Origin of the sequence: Labrenzia sp. PO1 (assembly GCF_012273635.1) — a bacterium.
Taxonomy (GTDB): Bacteria; Pseudomonadota; Alphaproteobacteria; order Rhizobiales; family Stappiaceae; genus Roseibium; species Roseibium algicola.
The window spans coordinates 652,532-674,183 of record NZ_JAAXCR010000003.1 but is presented as its reverse complement, the minus strand read 5'-3'; the positions used below and the strand labels follow the sequence as shown (position 1 = coordinate 674,183).

11 protein-coding genes are annotated in these 21,652 nt (G+C 57.5%); 6 read left to right on the top strand and 5 right to left on the bottom strand.

What is annotated here, in order from left to right; genetic code table 11:
* Window positions 1-200: 200 nt before the first annotated feature.
* Complete coding sequence (gene folD / locus HCG46_RS18015) at window positions 201-1,112, bottom strand: bifunctional methylenetetrahydrofolate dehydrogenase/methenyltetrahydrofolate cyclohydrolase FolD (RefSeq protein ID WP_022999442.1); 912 nt, start codon at window positions 1,110-1,112, stop codon at window positions 201-203.
* 136 nt (window positions 1,113-1,248) lie between these two features.
* Window positions 1,249-2,349 (bottom strand): AGE family epimerase/isomerase, encoded by a 1,101-nt coding sequence (locus HCG46_RS18010; protein WP_286185421.1) that lies wholly within the window; start codon window positions 2,347-2,349, stop codon window positions 1,249-1,251.
* Window positions 2,350-2,670: 321 nt separating this feature from the next.
* On the opposite strand from HCG46_RS18010, the gene HCG46_RS18005 reads away from it, so the two are divergent.
* From HCG46_RS18005 to HCG46_RS17985, 5 genes are all read left to right on the top strand, one after another.
* Window positions 2,671-3,798 (top strand): polysaccharide biosynthesis/export family protein, encoded by a 1,128-nt coding sequence (locus HCG46_RS18005; RefSeq protein WP_031268801.1) that lies wholly within the window; start codon window positions 2,671-2,673, stop codon window positions 3,796-3,798.
* 73 nt (window positions 3,799-3,871) lie between these two features.
* On the top strand, window positions 3,872-5,221 hold the full coding sequence (locus tag HCG46_RS18000) for a capsular biosynthesis protein (RefSeq protein ID WP_209009515.1): 1,350 nt from the start codon (window positions 3,872-3,874) through the stop codon (window positions 5,219-5,221).
* Window positions 5,205-6,527 (top strand): capsular biosynthesis protein, encoded by a 1,323-nt coding sequence (locus tag HCG46_RS17995; protein WP_168686979.1) that lies wholly within the window; start codon window positions 5,205-5,207, stop codon window positions 6,525-6,527. Before HCG46_RS18000 ends, HCG46_RS17995 begins: the two co-directional genes overlap by 17 nt.
* A 290-nt stretch (window positions 6,528-6,817) precedes the next feature.
* The gene (locus HCG46_RS17990; RefSeq protein WP_168686978.1) at window positions 6,818-8,263 is read left to right on the top strand and encodes a capsular biosynthesis protein; all 1,446 of its coding nucleotides are present in this window, start codon (window positions 6,818-6,820) and stop codon (window positions 8,261-8,263) included.
* A 20-nt stretch (window positions 8,264-8,283) separates the two neighbouring features.
* The gene (locus tag HCG46_RS17985) at window positions 8,284-9,093 is read left to right on the top strand and encodes an SDR family NAD(P)-dependent oxidoreductase (RefSeq protein WP_168686977.1); all 810 of its coding nucleotides are present in this window, start codon (window positions 8,284-8,286) and stop codon (window positions 9,091-9,093) included.
* Between the two features lie 70 nt (window positions 9,094-9,163).
* On the opposite strand, the gene HCG46_RS17980 is transcribed toward HCG46_RS17985, so the two are convergent.
* The 3 genes from HCG46_RS17980 to HCG46_RS17970 form a co-directional block, all read right to left on the bottom strand.
* Window positions 9,164-10,522, bottom strand: coding sequence for an aminotransferase class I/II-fold pyridoxal phosphate-dependent enzyme (locus tag HCG46_RS17980; RefSeq protein WP_168686976.1), 1,359 nt, complete (start codon window positions 10,520-10,522; stop codon window positions 9,164-9,166).
* A 26-nt stretch (window positions 10,523-10,548) separates the two neighbouring features.
* Window positions 10,549-18,156 carry a type I polyketide synthase gene (locus tag HCG46_RS17975; RefSeq protein WP_209009514.1) on the bottom strand — a complete coding sequence of 2,536 codons (7,608 nt, stop codon included), beginning with the start codon at window positions 18,154-18,156 and terminating at the stop codon, window positions 10,549-10,551.
* Between the two features lie 369 nt (window positions 18,157-18,525).
* Complete coding sequence (locus tag HCG46_RS17970; protein WP_022999432.1) at window positions 18,526-20,064, bottom strand: trimethylamine methyltransferase family protein; 1,539 nt, start codon at window positions 20,062-20,064, stop codon at window positions 18,526-18,528.
* 348 nt (window positions 20,065-20,412) lie between these two features.
* On the opposite strand from HCG46_RS17970, the gene bmt reads away from it, so the two are divergent.
* Entirely contained in the window at window positions 20,413-21,441 is a 1,029-nt protein-coding gene (gene bmt, locus HCG46_RS17965; RefSeq protein ID WP_168686975.1) for a betaine--homocysteine S-methyltransferase, read from the top strand.
* Window positions 21,442-21,652: the final 211 nt, after the last annotated feature.

The following is a 21,652-nucleotide window of genomic DNA, read 5'->3' as shown; positions in this document are numbered from 1 at the left end:
ATAACAGCGCAATTCAACCATCTGCGTTTGCAGCCCCTACGTTACGCACCTTAAAGGGCCATGGTTAAGCGAATACAAACACGATAGACCATGGCGCCGGAACGAGTTCAAGAGAGAAGGTGGCACAAGACTTTAGTGAATGTGCCGACAGAACGCGCGAAAGTATTCTTGCGCGCGCTTTCGTGCCGGCCGGTTATTACTCAAAAAAGCGCTTCTTCCTCCGGGAGGTCAAGCAGACGGCGAGCAGCCGTCAAGGTGTTGACCATCAGCATGGCAATCGTCATCGGACCAACACCGCCGGGAACCGGAGTTATGGCTCCTGCAACCTCTGCTGCTTCTGCAAAGTTCACATCGCCAACCAGGCGAGCCTTGCCTTCACCCAGATCCGGAGCCGGGATTCGGTTGATGCCGACATCGATAACGGTCGCGCCCGGTTTGATCCAATCGCCCTTGATCATCTCCGGCCGACCGACCGCCGCGACGACAATGTCCGCGGAACGCACGACGTCCGGCAGGTCTCTTGTGCGGCTGTGAGCGATCGTGACAGTGCAGCTTTCCTGAAGCAGAAGGCTCGCCATGGGTTTGCCGACGATGTTGGATCGGCCCACCACGACTGCGTTGAGACCCGAGAGCGTGTCGCCGAGTGTGCGCTTCAACAGCACCAGACTACCGGCAGGTGTGCAGGGCACCAGCGCACTGTCCCGTTCTCCGGCAGTCAGCAGTCCAACATTGACAGGATGGAAACCGTCGACATCCTTTTCCGGACGGATGAGGCGCAGCACCTTGCTCTCGTCGATATGTCCCGGCAAAGGCAGCTGCACCAGAATTCCGTGAATATCAGGGTCGTTGTTAAGCTGGTCGACAAGTGCCAGCACAGCGTCCTCGCTGGTGTCGGCAGCGAGTGTGTGTTTCACGGAGTGAAAACCGCAAGCTTCGGCAGCCTTGTCCTTGTTGCGTACGTAGACCTGGCTGGCAGGATCCTCACCCACCAGGACGACCGCCAGACCAGGGCGTTTGCCGCTGGTTTCCAGCAGTTTGGCTGCCCGGTTGGTGATTTCTTGCCTGACACTTTCCGCGATAGCCTTGCCATCGATGATCTGAGCCTTGGGCATTCGGCCTCCTCATTGGTCGCACGTCTTCTTAAACCGGCGACAAGCTATAGAGCTCTGTATCGAAATGAAAAAGGCCGAATGCGTCTTTTACTGCTCTGGTTTCGCCATGCACGCCTTTTTGACGCGGACTGCCCGGTCAAAGTGATTCTGCGAAATCGTGAAGTTCCGAGATGGCGCAAACGATGTGATAGAGCGAACTTGCCGGTGCGGGTTCATCGACAAAGGTTCCGTTGGGAGAAAGCTTGTCTCGCCACAAGCCGGCGGGGACATCTGCAAAATAGACCTTCAGTGCCTGGACGGCTTCCGGAATATCCGACAGGTAGGCATCCCTTTCCGCGCCGGTTGAAACTTCTGCCAGAGCGACGGCGGCCTTGATCCATTCCGTCTGTCCCCACAGGCGTGCCATGGGGTCACGGACGGAAAAATCGTCGTTCAAGGCCATGAAGGCGACACCGCGGCTTTCATCTATGCCGTAGGTCCATGCAATGTCATAGAGGCGCCGCGCTGCAATCAGGGCGCCCGCATCCATTCTCGATTGCCCCCATCTTGTCAGGAGCCAGGCCCATTCGAACTGGTGACCGGGCTCCATGACACGGCCCTTGTCACCGTCAAACGGGGTCCAGTCGCTGTTGAAGAATTCTCGAAGCCCGCCTGAAACCGGGTCGATGAAACGCGTCAAGGCAAGTTCGGCGATTTCATCAGCAAGGTCTGCCCAGGCCGTATCCGAAGAGACTTTTTCCCATGCGAGGCACGCTTCGAACATGTGCATGTGCGGATTGGAGCAAAGCGGTTTCTTCGCGGGAGAGGCTTCTTGAAATCCTGCTTCCGGATGACGATAGGCCGTCATCAGATGGTCCAGCAGCTTGTCGGCGTGTTCGCTTGCGCTGGTTTTACAGGCGGGAAGATCCGCTGCCAGCTTGGCGAAGCCAAAGAGGGAAAAAGACTGATTGTAGAGGTCGAAACTCGTGTCTGTGACTGTGTTATTCATGTCAACACAAGAGGCGTAGTGTCCGTCCGGCATCAGGAAAGTGCTGGTGTACCAGCCATAAAGTTCGGCCGCTAATTCCTCGGCTGGTCCCGTCCACCCGAGCTTCTTGCCTTCCAGAAAGGAATAGATCTGCCTGCTCACGACCCGCGCGCGCCGCGTGACATGAAGGCCGGCACCAGTATTGAGGTCGATAACGTCAAGACTGGTTTTTGTTTGCGAGTCGATACCGGCAGTTGACCAGAGCGGCAAGGCCGAATCCCGCAGCCAGATTGTTAATTCTGACGAGAGAATTTTAGTGTTTTTAATGTCGTTATGCCGGTTGCTGGCGGTCATAAGATACCCCGAAGACAGATGTTGGAAGCTCTGACGCTGAATTCGATTATCGACGCTCACATGCCGAACAGAAGACGATAAATTGGAAATTTATCAATTCACTAGGAAAAGACGGTGTAGTGTTACAGCAAAGTCACAGCTGGGAGGTTTCTCCCGGGGAAAGCTGCGATGCGTCTTGGACAACCTTGCAAGAGGGTGTTACCAGACTTGGCAGCAATTTGGGTGGATTGGGTACTAATGCGTTTTTTGTCAGTATTGGCGGCTGCCGGAGTTCTGTTTGGGTGCTCCGCCCTGCCGGGCGAGGGCCCGGCTGCGATAAATATTTCGTCGCAAGATGTCGAAAACAGTGCACAGACGGGTGATTACACCGTCGTCGTTGTCGAGCCGTCCAACATTGACACTATCAAGAATTACCGCCCACTTGCTTTCGCCAACCAGTTCCACGGAGTTGGAAGTGGCGGGTCTTCAACGCTCCTCGGCGTTGGCGACACGCTGAATGTCACTATCTGGGAAGCGTCGCCGGACGGCCTGTTCAGCAGTGGCGGTGGCGGGTCGAGCAACATTCCATCCGTTGTTGACGAGAGCGGCTATATCTTTGTGCCGTACGCTGGCCGTATACGGGCAGCAGGCCTCAGCATTGAGGGCTTGCGCCAGTCGGTGCAGCAGAAACTCGTTGGCAAGGCCGTTGAGCCACAGGTCCTGATTTCCCTCAGAGACAAACTGAGCTCAACCGCGGTTGTCGTCGGCGATGTCGCCAAGCCGGGCGTTTATCCGCTGCCACTGCGAAATACTCGCCTGCTTGACCTCGTTGCACAGGCAGGTGGCGCGCGCGACGCGACCTATGAGACCGTGGTTACGCTGAAGCGCGGCAACCGCGCCGGTACCACGCGTCTGGAAGACCTGATCGACTATCCGGAAAACAACGTTCTGATCGCGCCGAACGACAACATTCTCCTGTCGCATCGCCCGCGTACTTTCTCTGCTTTCGGTGCCCTCAAGGCAAACCAGCTCGTTCCGTTCAAGACGAAAACCGTCACGATGGCCGAGGCCCTGGCGACGGTGGGTGGTTTGCGGGATGATCGTGCGGACGCAAACGGTGTGTTCCTGTTCCGCTTCGAAGATGCCGCGCTTGTGCGAAAGCTCAAGCCTCTTCTCGCGGACAAGTTGACGGGTCAGAGCGTTCCTCTTGTCTACAAACTGAGCCTTCGCGATCCGAAGGGCTTCTTCATGTCGCAGAAATTCGAAATGCGGGACAAGGACATCCTGTTCGTTTCGAACCATCCGACTGCTGAGCTTGGCAAATTCCTGCAAATCATCGCTCCGCTCATCAGCAACTACTCTGTGGTAAGTAACATCACGGATTAACAGTTGCCGTACGAAGATTTAACGGCTCAGATAAACATGGTGGGCCGTTAAAGCCGGTAGGTTGGCAGATTGCATGGTTTCAGTCAGTTCAATGGTGGTGCTGTTTCTGCAAGGGCCGCCTGGCGTTTTTGCGCGAACCATTGCCGACAGCCTTGAAAAAGCAGGGGCGTCCACACGCCGTGTGAACCTGTGTGCCGGCGACTGGATCGGTTGGCACGACCGCAGATGTACATCCTATCGCGGTTCCTTGCGAAACTGGCCAAACTGGCTTCGAGCCTACTGTCTCGACCAGAAGATTACCCACATCGTCTATTACGCGGATCGTGTGCCTTATCATGTCGCAGCGGCGGAAGTGGGGGCGGAACTCGGCATAACGTGTCTGACCTTTGAGAATGGCTATCTGCGTCCGGACTGGATAACGCTCGAGCATTGCGGAATGTCCGCGCACTCCCGGTTTCCGGATGATCCGGAACTCATCATGAAAGTAGGCAGCAGCCTTCCGGATATCGACCGGCAGGCACTCTACAAGTACCCGTTCATCAACGAAGCGGTGAACGAGGTAACCTACAATATGTCGAACGTGATCTTCGCGTTGTCATATCCCAGGTATGTCCGTGACAAGCTTTATCATCCGCTGATCGACTACCTGAGCAATATTCCGCGATTCTCGCTCGCCAAAAACCGCAACAGGCATGCCCACCACGTGATTGACGACATTATTGCGACTGGCCTGCCATACTACGTCTTTCCCCTTCAGCTTCAGAGCGACTATCAGCTGCGCTATAACTCCCAGTACGACCATATTGCGGATGCTGCGGAGGAGGTCATCAAGTCGTTTGCAGAAAACGCACCTGCCGCGGCGCGCCTTGTCTTCAAGGTCCACCCTCTGGACAATGGCATGGAGCCTTGGGGGCGAATCCTGCGGACGCTCGCCAAGAAATATCGGGTCAAGAAACGTGTGGTTCTGGTGGATGGTGGCAACCTGAACCGGCTTTTGGAACACGCAGCAGGCTCATTGACGATAAACAGCACCACCGGTCTGCATGCCCTCAGAGCGAATTGCCCCACGAAGGTTCTTGGCATCGCACTTTATGATATCGCGGGGCTGACCTGCCAGAACCCTCTTGATGATTTCTGGCGCAACCCGACGATGCCGGATCAGGATCTGCTGGATGCGCTTGAACGGTTGCTTGCCGCGTCCATTCAGGTCAAGGGATGTTTCTACACCAAGGAAGGCAGAGAGGCGGCTGCCGACATGATGGCGGAACGGATGATTGCGGACACGGTTAATTTGCCGCAAGCATTCTGTGAAATGCCGCCTCGTTTACAAAAGGCGCAGGCGAGAGGGATCGCAACGACCTTTTCCGAACAACTGGAACGGCGTGGCAAAACCGAACGGTGGACACATGTCTGGCGCGGTTGAGCCGTCTGTGGCAACGGAAACTCGCCCAAACGTCGTAAGACGGGTCTTATTTCTGCAGGGACCGTTATCTCCGCTCTACAAGCAAACGGGTGATTGCCTCAAAGCCCTCGGGTTTGATGTTCACCGGATCAACTTCTGCGCTGGTGACTGGCTACATTGGCACGGAAAGGGCTGTATCAGTTTCAAGGGGCAGCCATCCGAATGGCCGGCCTACATAGAAGACTATCTGCGCAAACACGAGATCACAGATCTCGTTCTTCATGGGGATCAGCGCCTTTACCATCGCGTTGCTGTCGAAAAGGCAGTCCGGCTAGGCGTTTATGTTGCCGTGACAGAACTTGGGGCATTGCGGCCCGGCTGGATGACGCTGGAGCGAACCGGTTTGTCCACGCTCAGTCACTTTCCTTCCGACCCGGCTGCGATAAGGCGTATAGCCGAGACTGCGGAGGCGGTGGATCTCACCCCGCGTTATCCCTCCAGCTTCTGGCTCCAGACAGCTCCAGACATAGTTTATAACCTGACGAATGTCTTCCTGAAGCCGCTCTATCCCGCCTATCAGCGGCACACGATCTATTCCCCGGTCGCTGAATATCTGCGCGGAGCAGTCAGGCTGTTGACGGAAAAGCGGAGGAACAGGGCAGCAGAACGCCAGCTTGCGGAATTGCAGGAGAAGGCGGTTCGCTATTACGTGCTGCCGTTGCAGCTGGAGGGAGATTTCCAGTTGCGCAGACATTCACCATTTCAGAGTTTTGAAGAGGTTCTGGAGGTCGTTTTCCGCTCCTTGGCCGAAGCGGCAGATGACGACGTTCATCTGGTCTTGAAGAGCCACCCTCTCGATGTCGGCTTCGAAGACTGGCCGGGTGTTGCCAATCTACTTGCAGACCGCTTCGGCTTGCAGCACCGGGTGCATTTTCTCGATGGCGGCGGCCTTGCAAAGCCGTTCGAGCAGGCGCTCGGGGTCGTAACGCTGAATTCCACTGCCGGGCTGGAAGCCTTGCAAGCTGGTGTGCCGGTGAAGACGCTGGTGCCGGCCCACTACGATATTGCCGGCCTGACCCACCAGGGTGATCTGGCGGGTTTCTGGAATAATCCGGATCAGCCGGATCGTGACCTTCTCCTCACTTACGTTCAAGCGCTGGCAGCTTCAACGCAGGTACGAGGGTCGATCCACAATTCGGAAGGAGTCGCAGTTGCGGCGAAAAACATTGCCGAAAAGATTGCCAATAGAGACTTGAACGCCTTCGGAGCCTATGTCGATCCTCCTCCCAGGCTCGCCAGGGCACGTGCGCTCGGAGTGCCGTTGTGATCGGTTGGCTGAAGGGGCATAAGTCGGCGTTGAAGATTGCCGATCCGGAGCTTCGGCCGTTGGAAGTCAGGCTTCAAACGGCTCTCGAGGGCGGGATCCTTGGGAGTTCAGATTCCAGTCCATATCAGGCAGTTTGGCTGAAAAACGCCAATGCGTTCAGCAGAATGAAGCCTGTCACAGGTAGCCTTCTTCTGGTCCTGGAAGGACCGACCCCTGCACAAGCCCGGCGGCTGCCCTCCAGCTTAATTCTTTTGCCATTGAGCCGCACTGAGCTGAAAGAACGCTCTTTGATGAGCGTCGCTTGTGACACGTTAATCCGGCAGTTCGTCACACATGGCCGGAACATTGCGTCGGTTTGCGATTTTACGGGCACCTGGCGTGAACAGTTGCTCTCCAGTTCCGCGGCGGGCGAAACTGCGGTTGCTGGAACCGAAGGTCTTTTGCTTCAGAAGCTTTTGGCCGGAGACGACGTCCGACAAGAGGGAGCGTTGTTCTGGACCGAGCTCAAAAACAGGGCCGCTCTTGAGCAGATAGCCATCGACGATCTGCTGAACTGGATACTGTCTTGCCGGACTGCCTGGTTCTCACCTTATACAGGCGATCTTCTGCACCCAGGTGATGCGCTGGAGATCCACTCGCTTATGCAGGAGCAGTGGCAGGACAACGCCATGCCCGGCCATTGTTACGGCGCGCAGTATTGGAACCATCCTTCGATCAACGCCACCTTTTCCGGAAAAGGCGGGGCGGTCGCGTTTCACGAAACCCAACAGGACGCGGTCTCAGCCGCACGGAGTGACGGCGGGCGGATATATTCCTGGGCGGGGCGCACCGATCCCGCGTTCGAGCAGATCTGCATACAAAACGGGATTCAGTTGTCGCGCATAGAAGACGGTTTCTTGCGCTCCGTCGGTCTTGGTGCAGGCCTTGCAAGAGGGGCTATGCTTGCGGTCGATGATCTCGGCATCTACTACGACCCCTCTCGGCCCAGCCGGCTCGAGGTTCTACTGAAAGAGTACGTGCTTTCACCGGAAGAACGGAACCGGGGCGAAACTTTGATCGGCCTGATCATTCGCGCCAGGGTCTCCAAATACAATTTCGGCAAGACGCGTTCATTTGCCTATCCGGCCAACAAGGAAAAGATCCTTGTACCGGGGCAGGTTGCGGACGATGCGGCAATCAGAAAATCCAGATCTGCGACAATCGATTGCGCCAACACACCGAACGTGAATCTCGATCTGCTTCGCCTCGCCCGTGCCCGTCATCCCGAGGCGTTCCTGGTTTTCAAGCCACATCCCGATGTTGAGACCGGCTTGCGCAAAGGCAAGGTGCCCCGTGAAACCGCGCTGGAATACGCCGATGAAATTGCCGAAGATGCGAATATCATCGACCTCATAGAGGCAGTCGATGGCGTCGAGACTTTTTCTTCGTTATCGGGGTTCGAAGCTTTGCTGCGGGGTAAAAAGGTGTGTGTCCATGGAGCGCCCTTTTATGCCGGCTGGGGCCTTTGTGAGGATTTGACCAAGATTGAAGGCAGGGGCACAAGCCGCACCTTGCCGGAGCTGGTCTACCTGGCTCTCGTGAAGTATGCCCGCACAATTGACCCGGTTTCCTTGTTGCCATGCTCACCGGAGTTTCTGGTTGCGCGGCTAGCGGAGCAGCGGACAGACAAGCGGCACCTTCTGGTGACCGCGATCAAGCGGCACTCGTCCTGGCTAGGCAGAAAACTTGGAATCTAACCCTCATGGGAGAGGCAAGAATGGCAGGCGAAACACAAAAGGTCATCGTGTTGACCGGTGCCAGTGGCGGCATAGGGCAGGCGCTTGCTCGTGAATACGCTGGTCCTGGCATTTATTTCGCCCTCATTGCCCGGGACGAGGCGCGTCTGGAAGCTCTGCTGACAGAAATCCGCGAGCTTGGCGCAGACGGTGAAATCACTGCCATCGATATTCGTGATCGCGAAGCACTGCATGGCTACCTCAGTGATCTGGATGCACGGCATCCTGTCGATCTGGTCATTGCAAATGCTGGTGTGACTGCAGGGCTCGGCCCCAACCGAACACGCGAAACGAATGCCGACAGCGATCGGCAGATCGATGTGAATTATCGTGGCGTGGTCAACACGCTCACAGGCCTCGTCGACAACATGCAAAAACGCCGGCGTGGGCAACTGGTGCTTATCTCGTCTCTGGCCGGAATGCGTGCCTTGCCGGATATGCCGAGCTACAGCGCCACGAAGGCGGCACTCATTGCCTACGGGCATTCCCTTCGCGGTTGGTTGAAGCCCTTCGGCATATCCGTGACGATCATCTGTCCGGGGTTCATCACTTCACCGATGTCAGCGCGCCACAACGGTGCCAAACCTTTCGAAATGCCGGCTTCAAAAGCAGCCGCATTGATGCGACGGGCCATCGACCGTCGCAAGCCGTTCTATGCGTTTCCGTTTTTGCTGGCCTGGGGTATTCGCCTTCAAAATCTGTTGCCGACGAAGATCGGCGATCTCTTCATGGGCGGTTTTGATGTGACGATTGATCAGGATCCGCGTTATCGAGAGAACTCTGACAGGTAGGCTCTCACTGATCCGGACACGACAGCATTTCCGTGTCCGGTAATTGCGGGAGGCATGATGCCCAAATCTGTTAGCGCGTAGCCTTGATAAGCCTGTCGACGGCAGTTCCGTCCGCGCGCATGGCGTCGAGTTCGGAAGCCGTTGTCTCTACAGCGCGCCGGATCTGGTCTTCGGTATGTTCGCTCGTAATGAAGAACCGAATGCGCGCTGATTTTTCAGGCACGGCGGGGAAAATGATCGGCAGGGCATTGATTCCCTTTGCGAGCAAACGATTGGAAAGTGTTGCGGCACTTGCAGAATCGCCGACAATGACGGGAACCACCGCGTAGCCGGCACTGGGGCCGGTGTTCAGTCCGGCTTCCTTTGCGAGTTTCAGAAAGAGTGCTCCGTTCTTCTGAAGCTTTGTGACCCGCTCAGGTTCCTGCTCGAGCAGTTCGGCAGACGCAATGGCAGCGCCCGCGAGCGCGGCGGAAAGTCCAACGGAAAACACGAAACCCGGCGCAGACACTTTGAGGTAGTCGCACAGGACCTTGGATCCGGCGATATAGCCACCGCAGGATGAGAAGGTCTTGGACAGCGTCCCCATCCAGATCTCGACTTCAGTCGGGTCTATCCCGAAATGCTCGGCGATGCCCTTGCCGGTCTTGCCTAGGACACCGATGGAATGTGCTTCGTCGACCATCAGCCAGGCGTCATAAGCCTGTTTGAGCTTCACGACCCGCTTCAGGTCCGGGAAATCTCCATCCATCGAATAGAGACCTTCCACAACAACAAGCACCTTGTCGAACTTGTGTCGATGATCTGCGAGCATCTTTTCCAGAGCATCAAGATCATCATGAGGGAAGTTCATGCGGGTCGCGCCGGAAAGGCGAACACCTTCGGCAATCGAGTTGTGCACGAAAGAGTCTGTCAGGACCAGATCACCCTTGTGGACCAAATGGCCGATCGTCGTGACGTTGGTGGCATGACCGGACACCATGACGATCGACGATTCCACACCGTGGATCCTCGCCAGCGCTGCTTCCAGTTCTGCGTGGAAAGGGCGCTCGCCGGCAACAATACGGCTTGCGGAAACGCTCGTGCCGAATTTGTCGACATAGGCCTTTGCGGCCTCGTTGACCTTGGGGTGCCCGTTCAGGCCGAGGTAGTTGTAAGAAGCGAAATTGTCGTAGTTGCTGCCGTTGATGACGCTCGTACCCGCTGCCAGCCCGTCATGAGGTCGGAAAAACGGATTTTCGATCCCCATCATATCTGCCGCAGCTCTGTGCATCTGCAATTGCTTGACCTGCGGCAGCTCCTTGAAGTCATAGACCTTGCGCTTCGGGGCTGCCGCTTGTGGACGCGCCGACGAAGACGTCGCCCGTCCACGCGCAGAACGGCGGTTGGCTTTCAAGCTGTCCATCAGCTTGGCGCGATCATCAGCGCCCATACCAGTCAATCCTTTTATGATGCCGCTTACAGGAAGGAACCAAGTTCGCGGCTCTTGTTCTCAACTTCGGCAGCAATGTCGGAAAGATCTTCCGTTTCCTGACGCTGGTCATCCACGTGCAAGCTGGCGAGCTGCTGCGTTTCATCCGAAATTCCGGAGGCATTTTCTTCGCCCAGAACCCGGTTTGCAACACGGCTGGACAGGTCGATCAACGTCGCGCCGTTTGCGAGAGACATCAATGGAATGTCGATCCCGAGCTGCCGTTCCGCACTCATGCGCAGTTCGAGAGCCATCAGGGAATCCATGCCGATGTCCGACAGCGGCTTGTGCGGATCGATCTCTTCAGGTGCAATCCGCAGGATCTTGCCGATTTCGGCGGCCAGAAGCTTGGCAACAGTCTGTGCGGCAGTGACCTGATCCATGCCTTCCAGCATGGCTGCAAGGTCGATCGCTCCGTCCGCGCCGGTTTCGTCTTCGTCACCAAGGCCAAGCAGACCGACCAGAGGTGTGCCGACCAGTGCCAGATCCTTGCGTGCCGCCTGCCAGTCGATACGCGCATATCCAAGCGCCGCAAGGCCAACGTCTTCCTGCGAAGGCTGCACCATAAGGGTCATGAGCCCGTAGAGCGCTTCCTTGGCAGTCAGGGCATGGCGTCCGAGCTTGCGGGACAGCATCTCGTTGACATCTTCGTTGCGGGCCAGATACCCGGCGTCGGAGATTGCACCCCAGGCGACAGCAAGGCCCGGCCGGCCTTCGGCCCTGCGTTTGCGTGCAAGACCTTCCAGGTAGCCGTTGGCAGCGACGTAGTTGGCCTGACCAGGGTTGCCGACAAGGGTCGTGGCCGACGAATACAACACGAAATGATCGAGCGGATCGTCGGATGTCAGTTTGTCCAGCAGTTCTGCGCCGCGGACCTTGGGCGCCAGCACTTTTGTCAGGCCGTCATGATCCATGTTGGCGATCAGCACGTCATTCAGCACCATCGCGGTGTGGAACACGCCCTTGATCTGATGTCTTTCAGACCGGATCTCTGCAAGCGCCTTCTTGACTGCTGCTTCGTCGGTGATGTCGCAGGCATAACCCTTGATCGAGATGCCGCGCTTGGTCAGTTGCGCGAGAACCTCCTGGGCGTCTTCACTTGAAGCGCCCCGGCGGCTGAGAACCGCAAGCGACTTGGCACCGTGATCGGCAAGGCGGTGGAGCAATGCTGCACCGAAGCCGCCAAAGCCACCGGCAACGACGTAAACAGCCTCACCGTCAAACGAGATCTCGCGCTTGGTCGGCACGTTTTCGGGAACCGCGGGCGGGCGGATCACGATCTTGCCGATATGGCCCGCCTGCTGCATTAGCCGGAAGGCGTCGACCACATCTGCGGCTTCGAACAGGCGATGCGGCAAGGGACGTAGCGTGCCCGCTTCGAATAGCTCGACAAGTTTGACGAACAGGTCGACGGCCAGCTTTGGCTGACGGGTCAGAAGCTGGTCGGCATCGATGCCGAAGTAGGTCAGGTTCTGACGGAACGGACGCAGGCCGATCCGGGTGTTGCCGTAGTAGTCGCGTTTGCCCAGTTCCAGGAAGCGGCCGAACGGTTTCAGAACCTCAATGCTGCGTTCCATGGCTTCGCCGAACAGCGAGTTGAGAACCACATCGACGCCTTCGCCGGCAGTTTCTTCCATGACGGCGTCAACGAATGCCAGACTTCTGGAGTCCAGAACGACATCTGCCCCGAGCAGCTTCAGGGTGTTGCGCTTGTCTTCGGACCCTGCAGTCGCAATGATTTTCGCACCACGCCACTTGGCAATCTGCAAGGCGGCCAGACCGACGCCGCCGGCGCCACCGTGGATCAGGACCGTTTCCCCTTCACAGAGAGCCGCCAGATGCACAAGGGCATAATAGGCAGTGAGGAAGGTGACCGGTATCGTCGCAGCTTCTTCCGCTGAAACCGTGCTCGGCATCGGCGCACAGCCACTTTCGTCGACCGTGACATGAGATGCAAAGCAGGCCGGGGCGAAGGTGATAACCTTGTCACCCGGTCGGAAGCGGGTCACCTCCGGACCACAGCCCACAACATGACCACAGCACTCCATGCCGAGTGTCGGTCCGGCAAAGCCATCTTCGAGAGCTTCTTCCGGCAACAGGCCAAGTGCCCACATCACATCGCGGAAATTGAGACCGCTGGCTTCAACGGCGATTTCCACGTCCTTGCCTTCAAGCGGCTTGCGCTCAACGGCGTGCCAGGAGAGCTGGTCCAGGGAGCCTTGGCGCAGGATATCCAGCCGCATGGCGGGTTTGGCGCCTTCCGGCAACATGACGCTTGATAGGACGCCACCTTTTACAAGGCGGATACCGGAACGGGTTTTGCTGTCGAGAACGATTTCCCGTTCGCAATTGGCTACCAGGATTTCGTCGGCCACACGTGCAGCAGCTATCCCTGGCTCCAGATCTGGTGAGACGTCGATCAGCTTCAGGTTCGCGTCCGGGTATTCGTTCATGACCACACGGCCAAACGCCCAGATCCCGGCTTGCTCGGGAGCGGCTGGCTTGCCACCGGCAATATCCTGCGCGCCGGCTGGTGCCAGAACCGTGAATTCGCCGCCGTTTGGTCCCAACGCCTTGAGAAGTGTCATCAGACTGAAGGCACGACTATCGACTGATGCGAGAGCGTCGGCCGGGGCAGCATAGGCACCAAGCAGGTGAACGACCCGGCCGTTATGTGCGGCAACAAGCGCGTTGAGCGCTTCGTCGGCCACCTGGGCATCAACTTTGTCGCCAAGCGCAACACTCCAGATGTCATCGCCGAGCTGTTCGGTAACTTCTCCTGGAACAAGAAGGGTGGCTGTATGACCTTTTCGGGTCAGGCAAGCCTTCAGACCTTCGGCGAGACGGTGAGACGCGCCCTCTGAGCTGGTCAGGAGAAGATATTTTTTCTTCTCGGCTTCAGCTTCCGGTGCTTCTTCGTCGGTGTCCGATGCTTCTTCAGCGCGATCACCCGCACGCGCGCACAGGAGATCGGCTTCAATCAAAGTGCTCTTCAGCGGTACGGTCTGGACCTCGGTCAAACCGGCAGCTTCCAGCGTCTTGGTCCAGTCTGCCTGTTGCCTGGAAATCGGGAACTCGGCAGTTGCGCCTTCGTCCCACCACGACGAGCCGACGCCCATGATTAGGTCGGTGAGCGGATGAGGCAGCGGTTCTGCGCCAAGCACCAGCCCGCCCGGAACGATGGATTTCGTAAAACGCTTCAGCGTGTCGGCATCGATTTCCGCAAGAGACGTATCGAACAGCACGATGTCGAAATGCCGGTCGAAGGTAAAGGATGCTTCGCCTGGTTCAACAAACTCGGTCGCCGAACTGCCCTGCCACAAACGCTCGCCCCTGCCAACTGCGGAGGACGTTGCATCTGTTACGGTCAGCGCCATGTAGGTGGGATCAAGCGCAGCATCGATCGCCGCAGCGAGGCCACCGTTTGCCCCAACCAGAAGGACCCTTAGTGCCTGGTCACTTGGCCAGCTGGAAATCAGGCTTTGCACACCAGACTGCAGGGCCGACGACAGGGCCCGCTTGCCAGGAGAGGAGGAGCGGTAGGCGTCGAACAGGCTGGAAGAATATTCCTTGCCGGAAGCTTCCTGAAGGCCGAACTTCAGGATATCGGACAAACCCGTCCAAAGTCGTGCCAGCAATGCTGCCTCGGCGATATGTTCTCCGCCGCCATCGGTCAGGGCTTGCAGAAGCGCCGATGCATCTGGATTGCCAGACGGATCCGTGAGTTCAAAACCTTCGTCACTTTCCGTGCACAGCCCGCTCTCGGCCAGCCAGCCAAAGAGACTTGCCGCAAGCGGCACTGCCGTTTCATGCAGATCGCCGGCCGCGACAAGCGACGCCAGTTCAATTTTCCGATCTGCGAAAAGATCGAAAAGAGTCTTGTGCGCAATCGTGCGACCCAGCGCTTCGATCAGAACACGGCTGTCGTCGAGTTCCTGGTCGTCGGCGCCCAGAAGGTCCAGATTGCCTGCCAATGAAGGCAAGCCTTCGAAGGTTTCCTGAAGCGGCGAGATACGGTCCTGCGCAGGAAGAAGCGTCGCAATCTGGCGGTAGACCAGATCGTCGGGACGCGTGTCCTGTCCAAGAGTAACAGCCTTGAACCGGGTCTTGGTCAAGCGGGCGATCGTCAGGCCTTCGGCATCCAGGAACTCGAAGCTTGCTTCGATCGAGCGCGGAGACGCCTTTGTGACTTCGATACGCACGGAAGCCGGCAGGGTTTCCGGTGCCAGAAGACGCAAGGTGCCAAGTCGGATCGGCAGGAAGGATGTGTTTTGCGGAACATCCTCGACACCATCCAGGAGCGCAAACAGGCCATGGAAACCGGCATCCACCAAAGTCGGGCAGAGCGAGAACGAGTAATCCGCGAGGCTCTCGTCCTGCGGCAACAGCGTAACGGTCGCGCTGGTATTCGAGTGCTTGACCACTTTATCGGCACGGCGGAAAGCTGGACCGTAATTCAGGCCAAAGCTCTTGGTGACCGTGTAAAGCGTTTCGTGATCGAGTTCCGACAGAACGCTGTCGCCGGGTTTCGCCCATGGGGTCCTGGAAGTCGTTGAAGGCGTCAGGAATGTTCCCCGGGCATTCAAGGACCAGTCGTTGTCGGACAGGCGCGGTCGCGACAGGATCTCGACCACATGATCGTCAGGCGAGATACGGACCTGGGTTTCCCAGACTTCATCGCCTTCGATCACCAACGGACGAAGAATGTCGAAGTCGCGCAATTCGATCTGGTCGCTCCGGCTCCACCGGAGCGCTGCGCGCAGGCTCATCTCGATATAGCCCGCGGCCGGATAGACTATGCTTTCCTCGACCTTGTGATCCTGCAGGAAGGGCAGGGAACCGCTGTCGATGTGGTTGAACCACTCCGCAGTGTCCTGACGCAGACGGTATCCCAGCAGCGGCCAGGTTTGACCGAACATGAAATCGACGCGTTCAGGGCTGTTTTCCGGGCGATACTCGGAGTTCTGCCAGGGGTAGGACGGGAGCGGAACCAGATGACCTGGGCGTTCGCCGACAAATCGGATCAGGTCGGTCTGGCCACCATGCGCCACAACGGATGCGGCAATCCTGTCAAGCGGATTGCCTGCTGCGGCAGCTGCTTTCTTGGAAGGTTCCTTGAGCGTTTCAAGAACCTTGGCCTTCTTGCCTTTGGCCCGCAGGACGTCGTTCACATAGGTGCCGAGAACAGGCTTGGGACCGATCTCGATCAGGACAGAGAAATCATCTGCTGCCATGTTTTCCATGGCGGCAGCAAACCGGACTGGCTGACGAACGTTGTGCCACCAGTATTCGGCATCAACGCGGACATCGCGTTCATCCGGTGTAACCGTCGAATAGAATGGAAGCGACACGTCTGTGGGCGCAAGACCATCCAATGCAGCAAGCAGAGGCTTTTCGATCGGGTCAACCAGAGCGCTGTGGAACGGATACGCCAGGTTCAGGCGCCGCATGGCCCACTTTTTCTTGCGGGCAAACTTCGCAAAAGCATCCAGGCTTTCGCTGTCGCCGGAAATTGTGACGCTTCGCGGGCTGTTGTCGGCAGCGAGTTCAAGTCTCGGCAGTCCGCTTTCCGCGATGGCGGCAACTGCCTGATCTGCCGGCAGAAGCAAGGCAGCCATGGACCCGAGATCCCTGACGACTTCCTGTTCACTGGAACGGGCGCGAATGACGCGGACTGCTTGTTCGAGGTTCAGGGCGCCTGCACACCAGGCTGCGGCAACTTCACCGACCGAATGACCTGCGGTCCCGGCAGCAGTAATGCCACGCTGGCGCAGTGATTCCACAATGCCGACCTGAATTGCAAACAGAAGCGGCTGCGCGATTTCGGAGCGCTCAAGATCTGCTTCAAGGTCTTCAGCAAAAAGCGTGGTGACGAGCGACCAACCGCTCAGACCCATGAAGATCTTATCGACCTTGTCAAAGGCGGTCCGGAATGGCGTGTCGGCCTGGTAGGCTTCCTGACCCATACCGGCCCATTGAGACCCGTTTCCGGAAAAGACAAACCCGACCTTCGCGTTCGACTTGATGACGCTGCCAGACACGACATCTGCGTTTTCATCGCCGCTCTCTGCGAATGAACGCAGCGCGTCGAGTTTTTCCGCCTTGGTCTTGCCGAGGACAACAAGTCGCTCAGAAAGCAGATCGCGACCGTGGGCACTCGAGGCAATCACATTACCGGCTGTCTCATCCGCCTCGTTGTCGAGACGTTCGGCGAACTTGCCGGCCAGTTGCTGCAGGGCTTCCTTGGACCGGGCACTGATGACCAGCGGCGCGTCAACCGGTGCTGTCGAAGCTTCGGCAGTTTCGGGATCGGGATCGCCTATGACGGCGTGAGCGTTTGTGCCACCGAAACCGAAGGAATTGACCCCTGCAAGTCTGCGGGTGCCATTGCGCTCAAGGGAAATGGCTTCACCGGCAACCTTGAGGTTCAACTCGTCAAACGGAATATCCGGGTTCGGATTTCTGAAGTGCAGCGACTGCGGCAGGAGGTCTTCTCGCAGCGCCATTACGGATTTCAGAAGTCCGACCAGACCGGAAACAGGCTCAAGGTGACCGACGTTGGTCTTGACGGATCCGATGGGCAGCGCCTTGTCGCGTTTCTGGCCAATAACCTTGCCGAGCGCATCCGCTTCTGCAGGGTCACCAACGCGCGTTCCGGTGCCGTGGGCCTCGACGAAGGCAAGATCCGTCGGGTTGATTTCCAGGCCTTCGTAAATTTCACGTAAGAGGTCTGCTTGCGCATACGGGGACGGAAGCGACAGGCCGACAGTGCGACCGTCGGCATTGATGCCGGTTGCAAGCAGCTTGCCGTGGCTCTTTGCACCTTCCGGAATGCCAGCACGCGCAGCACGCAGAACGACTACTGCGCCGCCTTCGGAGCGCACGTACCCATCGCCATTGGCGTCGAATGCCTGGCAGAGGCCTGTTGGCGACAGCATTGTGGCGCGGGAGAAGCCGACAAAGGCAAACGGGCTGAGCAGAAGGCTGACGCCGCAGACGATCGCGGTATCGATCTGGCCGGACTCGATGGCGGAAACCGCTTCGTGCAATGCGACAATGGAAGAGGAGCAGGCGGTGTCGACCGTGAAGCTCGGGCCTCTGAGGTCGTAAATGTAGGAAATGCGGTTGGAAACGATCGACAGCGTGTTGCCGGTCATGAACTGCATGTCGGCCATGGCCGGATCGACCAGGAAGCGATGGTGGTAATCGAGAGACGACGCACCTACATAAACGCCGGTGTTCGAGCCGGCCAGGTCACTGGGGCGGATATTGGCGTGTTCCAGAGCTTCCCAGACCAGTTGCAGCAGCAGCCGCTGCTGCGGATCCATCTGCACGGCTTCACGCGGAGAGACACCAAAAAAAGAGGGGTCAAATCCCCACACATCATCCAGCTGCCCGGCAGCCCAGGTGTAGGTCTTTCCAGACGTGCTTTGGACCGGGTGTCCGAAGCGGGCCAGCGGCCAGCGGTCTTTGGAGACAGACGTAACGGCGCATTCGCCGTTTTTCAGCAATGACCAGAATTCGGCAGAATCGTTGGCGCCGGGAAGGCGGGTAGAATAACCAAGAATATCGATATTTGATGTAAGCGACGCCACAGAACAACCTGTTTTTATTAGTTGGGTACAGTCAAGCTATTGATTTTCATAAGAAAACTTACAGTTTATAAACAGTCATTTCCGCATGCTCCCTCGAGATAAATCGCAGACCGGCGCGACCCAGTCCCAGTGCTGCCATGCGTAAGCTTATCCCATGCCAAACAGCGTTTCCAGCTACCTTGCAAACGCAGGGTTTGGCAACCTTTATCCCATGGAGAAATGCTGGAAAAGGCTAGATACATAAAAAATCGTATTTCTTCTGAGTGTTGTTAAGAAGCGTCGATGCGTTGCAAGAACAGATTTTGAAAATCTCTTGAAAAACAAACGCCCCGCGCGAGGGCGGGGCGTTTTTTGGTGTTCGGCTTCGGATCAGACGTTGCTGTCCGGGAAAGAGGCCTTGCGTTCGGTCATGAAAGCCAGCAGCGCCTCGTCGATGCCCGGGTCAAGTTCGGGGCCCGTGTAACCCGCCAATTGTTCCTTCCAGCGGGCATTGGCACGTTGTGCGGCATCCAGTTGCCCGTCTGCGAGCCATTGCTCGTAGGAGTTATTGTCGGCGATCGAGGACCTGAAGAAAGCGCTCTCGAAATTGCGCTGCGTGTGCGCAGCGCCGAGGAAATGGCCACCGGGACCGACTTCCTGAAGCGCGTCCATCGCCAGAGTTTCATCAGAGATTTCGATGCCCTTGGCAAGTACATGCATCATGCCGAGCTGGTCGGCATCCATGACGAACTTTTCGTAGGAAGAGCACAATCCGCCTTCCAGCCAGCCGGCTGCGTGAAGGCAGAAATTCACACCTGATTGCAAGGTGGCCAGAATGGTCTGCGCGGATTCCTGCGCAGATTGCGCATCCGGGCTCTTGGATGCGGTGAACGAGCCACCTGAACGGAACGGCAGGTTGAGCCTGCGGGCGAGTTTTGCTGCCCCGTTGAGAAGCAGGGAGCCTTCCGGGCTGCCGAAAGTCGGAGCGCCGGATTGCATGGAGATCGAACTGACGAATGCACCGAAAACGACCGGAGCACCGGGACGAATCAACTGGGTCAGGGCACAGCCGGCCAGAGCCTCTGCCAGCACTTGCGACAGCGTACCGGCAACGGTTACCGGGCTCATGGCGCCTGCCAGGATAAACGGCGAAACGATACAAGCCTGATTGTGCTTGGCATAAACCTTGAGAGCACCAAGCATGGTGGCGTCGAAAACCAGTGGCGAATTGGCGTTGATCAGCTGGATCATGACGCAGTTCTGATCGACGAAGTCCTCACCGAAGGTGATCTGCGCCATCTTCACGGAATCTTCGGCGCGTTCCGGTGCGGTGACCGACCCCATGAACGGCTTGTCGGAATATTTGATATGGGAATAGACCATATCGAAGTGCCGCTTGTTGACCGGAAGGTCGACAGGCTCACAGACGGTGCCGCCGGAATGATGCATCCACGGTGACATGTAGGCGAGCTTCACGAAGTTGCGGAAGTCCTCGATCGTGCCGTACCGCCGGCCCTTGTCGAGATCGGTGACGAAAGGGGGGCCGTAGACCGGAGCAAACACAAGATTGTTGCCGCCGATTTCAACGTTGCGCGCAGGGTTGCGGGCATGCTGGGTAAATTGGGAAGGGGCCGTCTTTACCAGCTCCTGAAGCATGCCCTTTGGAAAGCGGACACGTTCGCCGTCGACTTCCGCACCGGCTTCTTTCCAGATACCGATAACTTCGGGGTCGTCACGGAATTCAAGGCCGATTTCAGCGAGAATGCGGTCGGTATTGGCTTCGATCCGTTCCGCGCCTTCATCGCTCAAAATGTCGAAGTTCGGAATGTTGCGCGAAATGTAGGGAATGGCCAGGCCGGCAGGTCCGGCTTGCCGGCGCTCGCGGCGGGCGCTTCTTCCTCGACGGCCAGATGGGGCGGCGTCTGACATCTTATGCTCCCAAGATGATTTTGGTTGCGCGTAGTCTTTATCAGGAGCCCTGACAACCCGGCTCCATAACCGTCGCACAATACCGTAAAAGCGTCATGGCGCTTTGTTGCTTCATTTTCGCCGGAAAGTCCATTGACTTCGCACAGTGAAAAGTGGTTTCGGAATTGGCGACCAAGCGAAGGTCGAGGTCACCTTGCCGTACAGAAATACCGCCTTTATGCCTAACCGCGCAGGCCAGGGCTTCGTAGAAGATAATTTGCGCACATGGATTTACCGGTGCGGTCTGCTATTGCAGAAACAGGCCTGAAAATGGGCGAAGACGACACCAACAAGACGAAAGACTGCTGAATGTCCAAGCTGGAAGAGCTCCTTGCCCAGAAGGGGGCGTTGCTTGCCGATGGCGCAACCGGAACCAACCTGTTCGAAATGGGTCTCGTTTCCGGTGACGCTCCGGAATTATGGAACACGGATGAACCGGAAAAGATCACTGCGCTTCACAAGTCGTTTGTCGATGCGGGATCCGACATCATTCTGACCAATACCTTCGGCTGCAATCGTCATCGGTTGAAGTTGCACAAGGCGGAGGGGCGCGTCAGGGAACTCAACATTGCCGCCGTCAAGCTGGCGCGAGATGTGGCCGAAGCTTCCGGACGGACCGTTCTGATCGGAGGTTCCGTCGGACCGACCGGCGAACTTTTCCAACCCCTGGGCGCACTCAGCTATGAAGAGGGTGTTGCAGCCTTCAAGGAGCAGATGGAAGGCCTTGTTGAAGGTGGTGCCGACATTTTGTGGGTCGAAACCATGTCAGCCGTCGAAGAAATGAAGGCTGCCGCTGAAGCAGCGCAGAATTTCGACTTGCCATTGGTCATTACTGCCAGTTTCGATACAGCCGGCAAGACGATGATGGGTCTTTCCCCCAAGGGGCTTGGCGACCTTCAGAACCAATTTGCCTGCACGCCCGTCGCGATCGGGTCCAATTGCGGTGTCGGTGCGTCGGATCTGCTGGCAGCGATCATGGACATCACCGAAGCCTATCCTGACGCGATAATCGTGGCGAAAGCCAACTGCGGCATCCCTCAGATCAAGGGCGATGAAGTGGTCTACACCGGAACGCCGGAGCTGATGGCAAAATACGCACATATGGCCCTTGATGCCGGTGCGCGGATTGTCGGTGGCTGCTGCGGCACGTCGCCGATCCATCTGGCTGCAATGCGCGCAGCCTTGGATGCCCACCAGGCGGGTGCCCGGCCGACACTGAACGAGGTGATTGCCGAAATCGGTCCGCTTGTTTCGCCTCCGAACAAGGAAGCTGATGCCGCCCGCGCAGAAAACGACGGTTCGGGCTCCGGTCGGCGCAGGGGTCGCAGGCGCAGCTAGATCTTGCGCTCAAGCCACAAGTCAGGGTTTTAAAAAGGCGCCAATAGGCGCCTTTTTTCGTCGATAGTCCTGCAACAGTGTTGCAGCTGTCACGTAAGCCCTCTAACGCATCCCGATCGTTTTGCGGAAGGTCGGCAAGTCGCGATGCTGCATGAGCAGGAACTGCGCGCCGTCCGATCCGCAAGCTAACGGAACCGCTTCGAGCCTGAAG

Bases quoted from the DNA above. Each gene is read 5' to 3' on its own strand.
- HCG46_RS17985 (WP_168686977.1), top strand. From the start codon at position 8,284: ATGGCAGGCGAAACACAAAAGGTCATCGTGTTGACCGGTGCCAGTGGC.
- HCG46_RS17980 (WP_168686976.1), bottom strand. From the start codon at position 10,522: ATGGGCGCTGATGATCGCGCCAAGCTGATGGACAGCTTGAAAGCCAAC.
- HCG46_RS18005 (WP_031268801.1), top strand. From the start codon at position 2,671: ATGCGTTTTTTGTCAGTATTGGCGGCTGCCGGAGTTCTGTTTGGGTGC.
- HCG46_RS17990 (WP_168686978.1), top strand. From the start codon at position 6,818: ATGAGCGTCGCTTGTGACACGTTAATCCGGCAGTTCGTCACACATGGC.
- HCG46_RS17970 (WP_022999432.1), bottom strand. From the start codon at position 20,064: ATGTCAGACGCCGCCCCATCTGGCCGTCGAGGAAGAAGCGCCCGCCGC.
- HCG46_RS18000 (WP_209009515.1), top strand. From the start codon at position 3,872: ATGGTTTCAGTCAGTTCAATGGTGGTGCTGTTTCTGCAAGGGCCGCCT.
- bmt (WP_168686975.1), top strand. From the start codon at position 20,413: ATGTCCAAGCTGGAAGAGCTCCTTGCCCAGAAGGGGGCGTTGCTTGCC.
- folD (WP_022999442.1), bottom strand. From the start codon at position 1,112: ATGCCCAAGGCTCAGATCATCGATGGCAAGGCTATCGCGGAAAGTGTC.
- HCG46_RS17995 (WP_168686979.1), top strand. From the start codon at position 5,205: ATGTCTGGCGCGGTTGAGCCGTCTGTGGCAACGGAAACTCGCCCAAAC.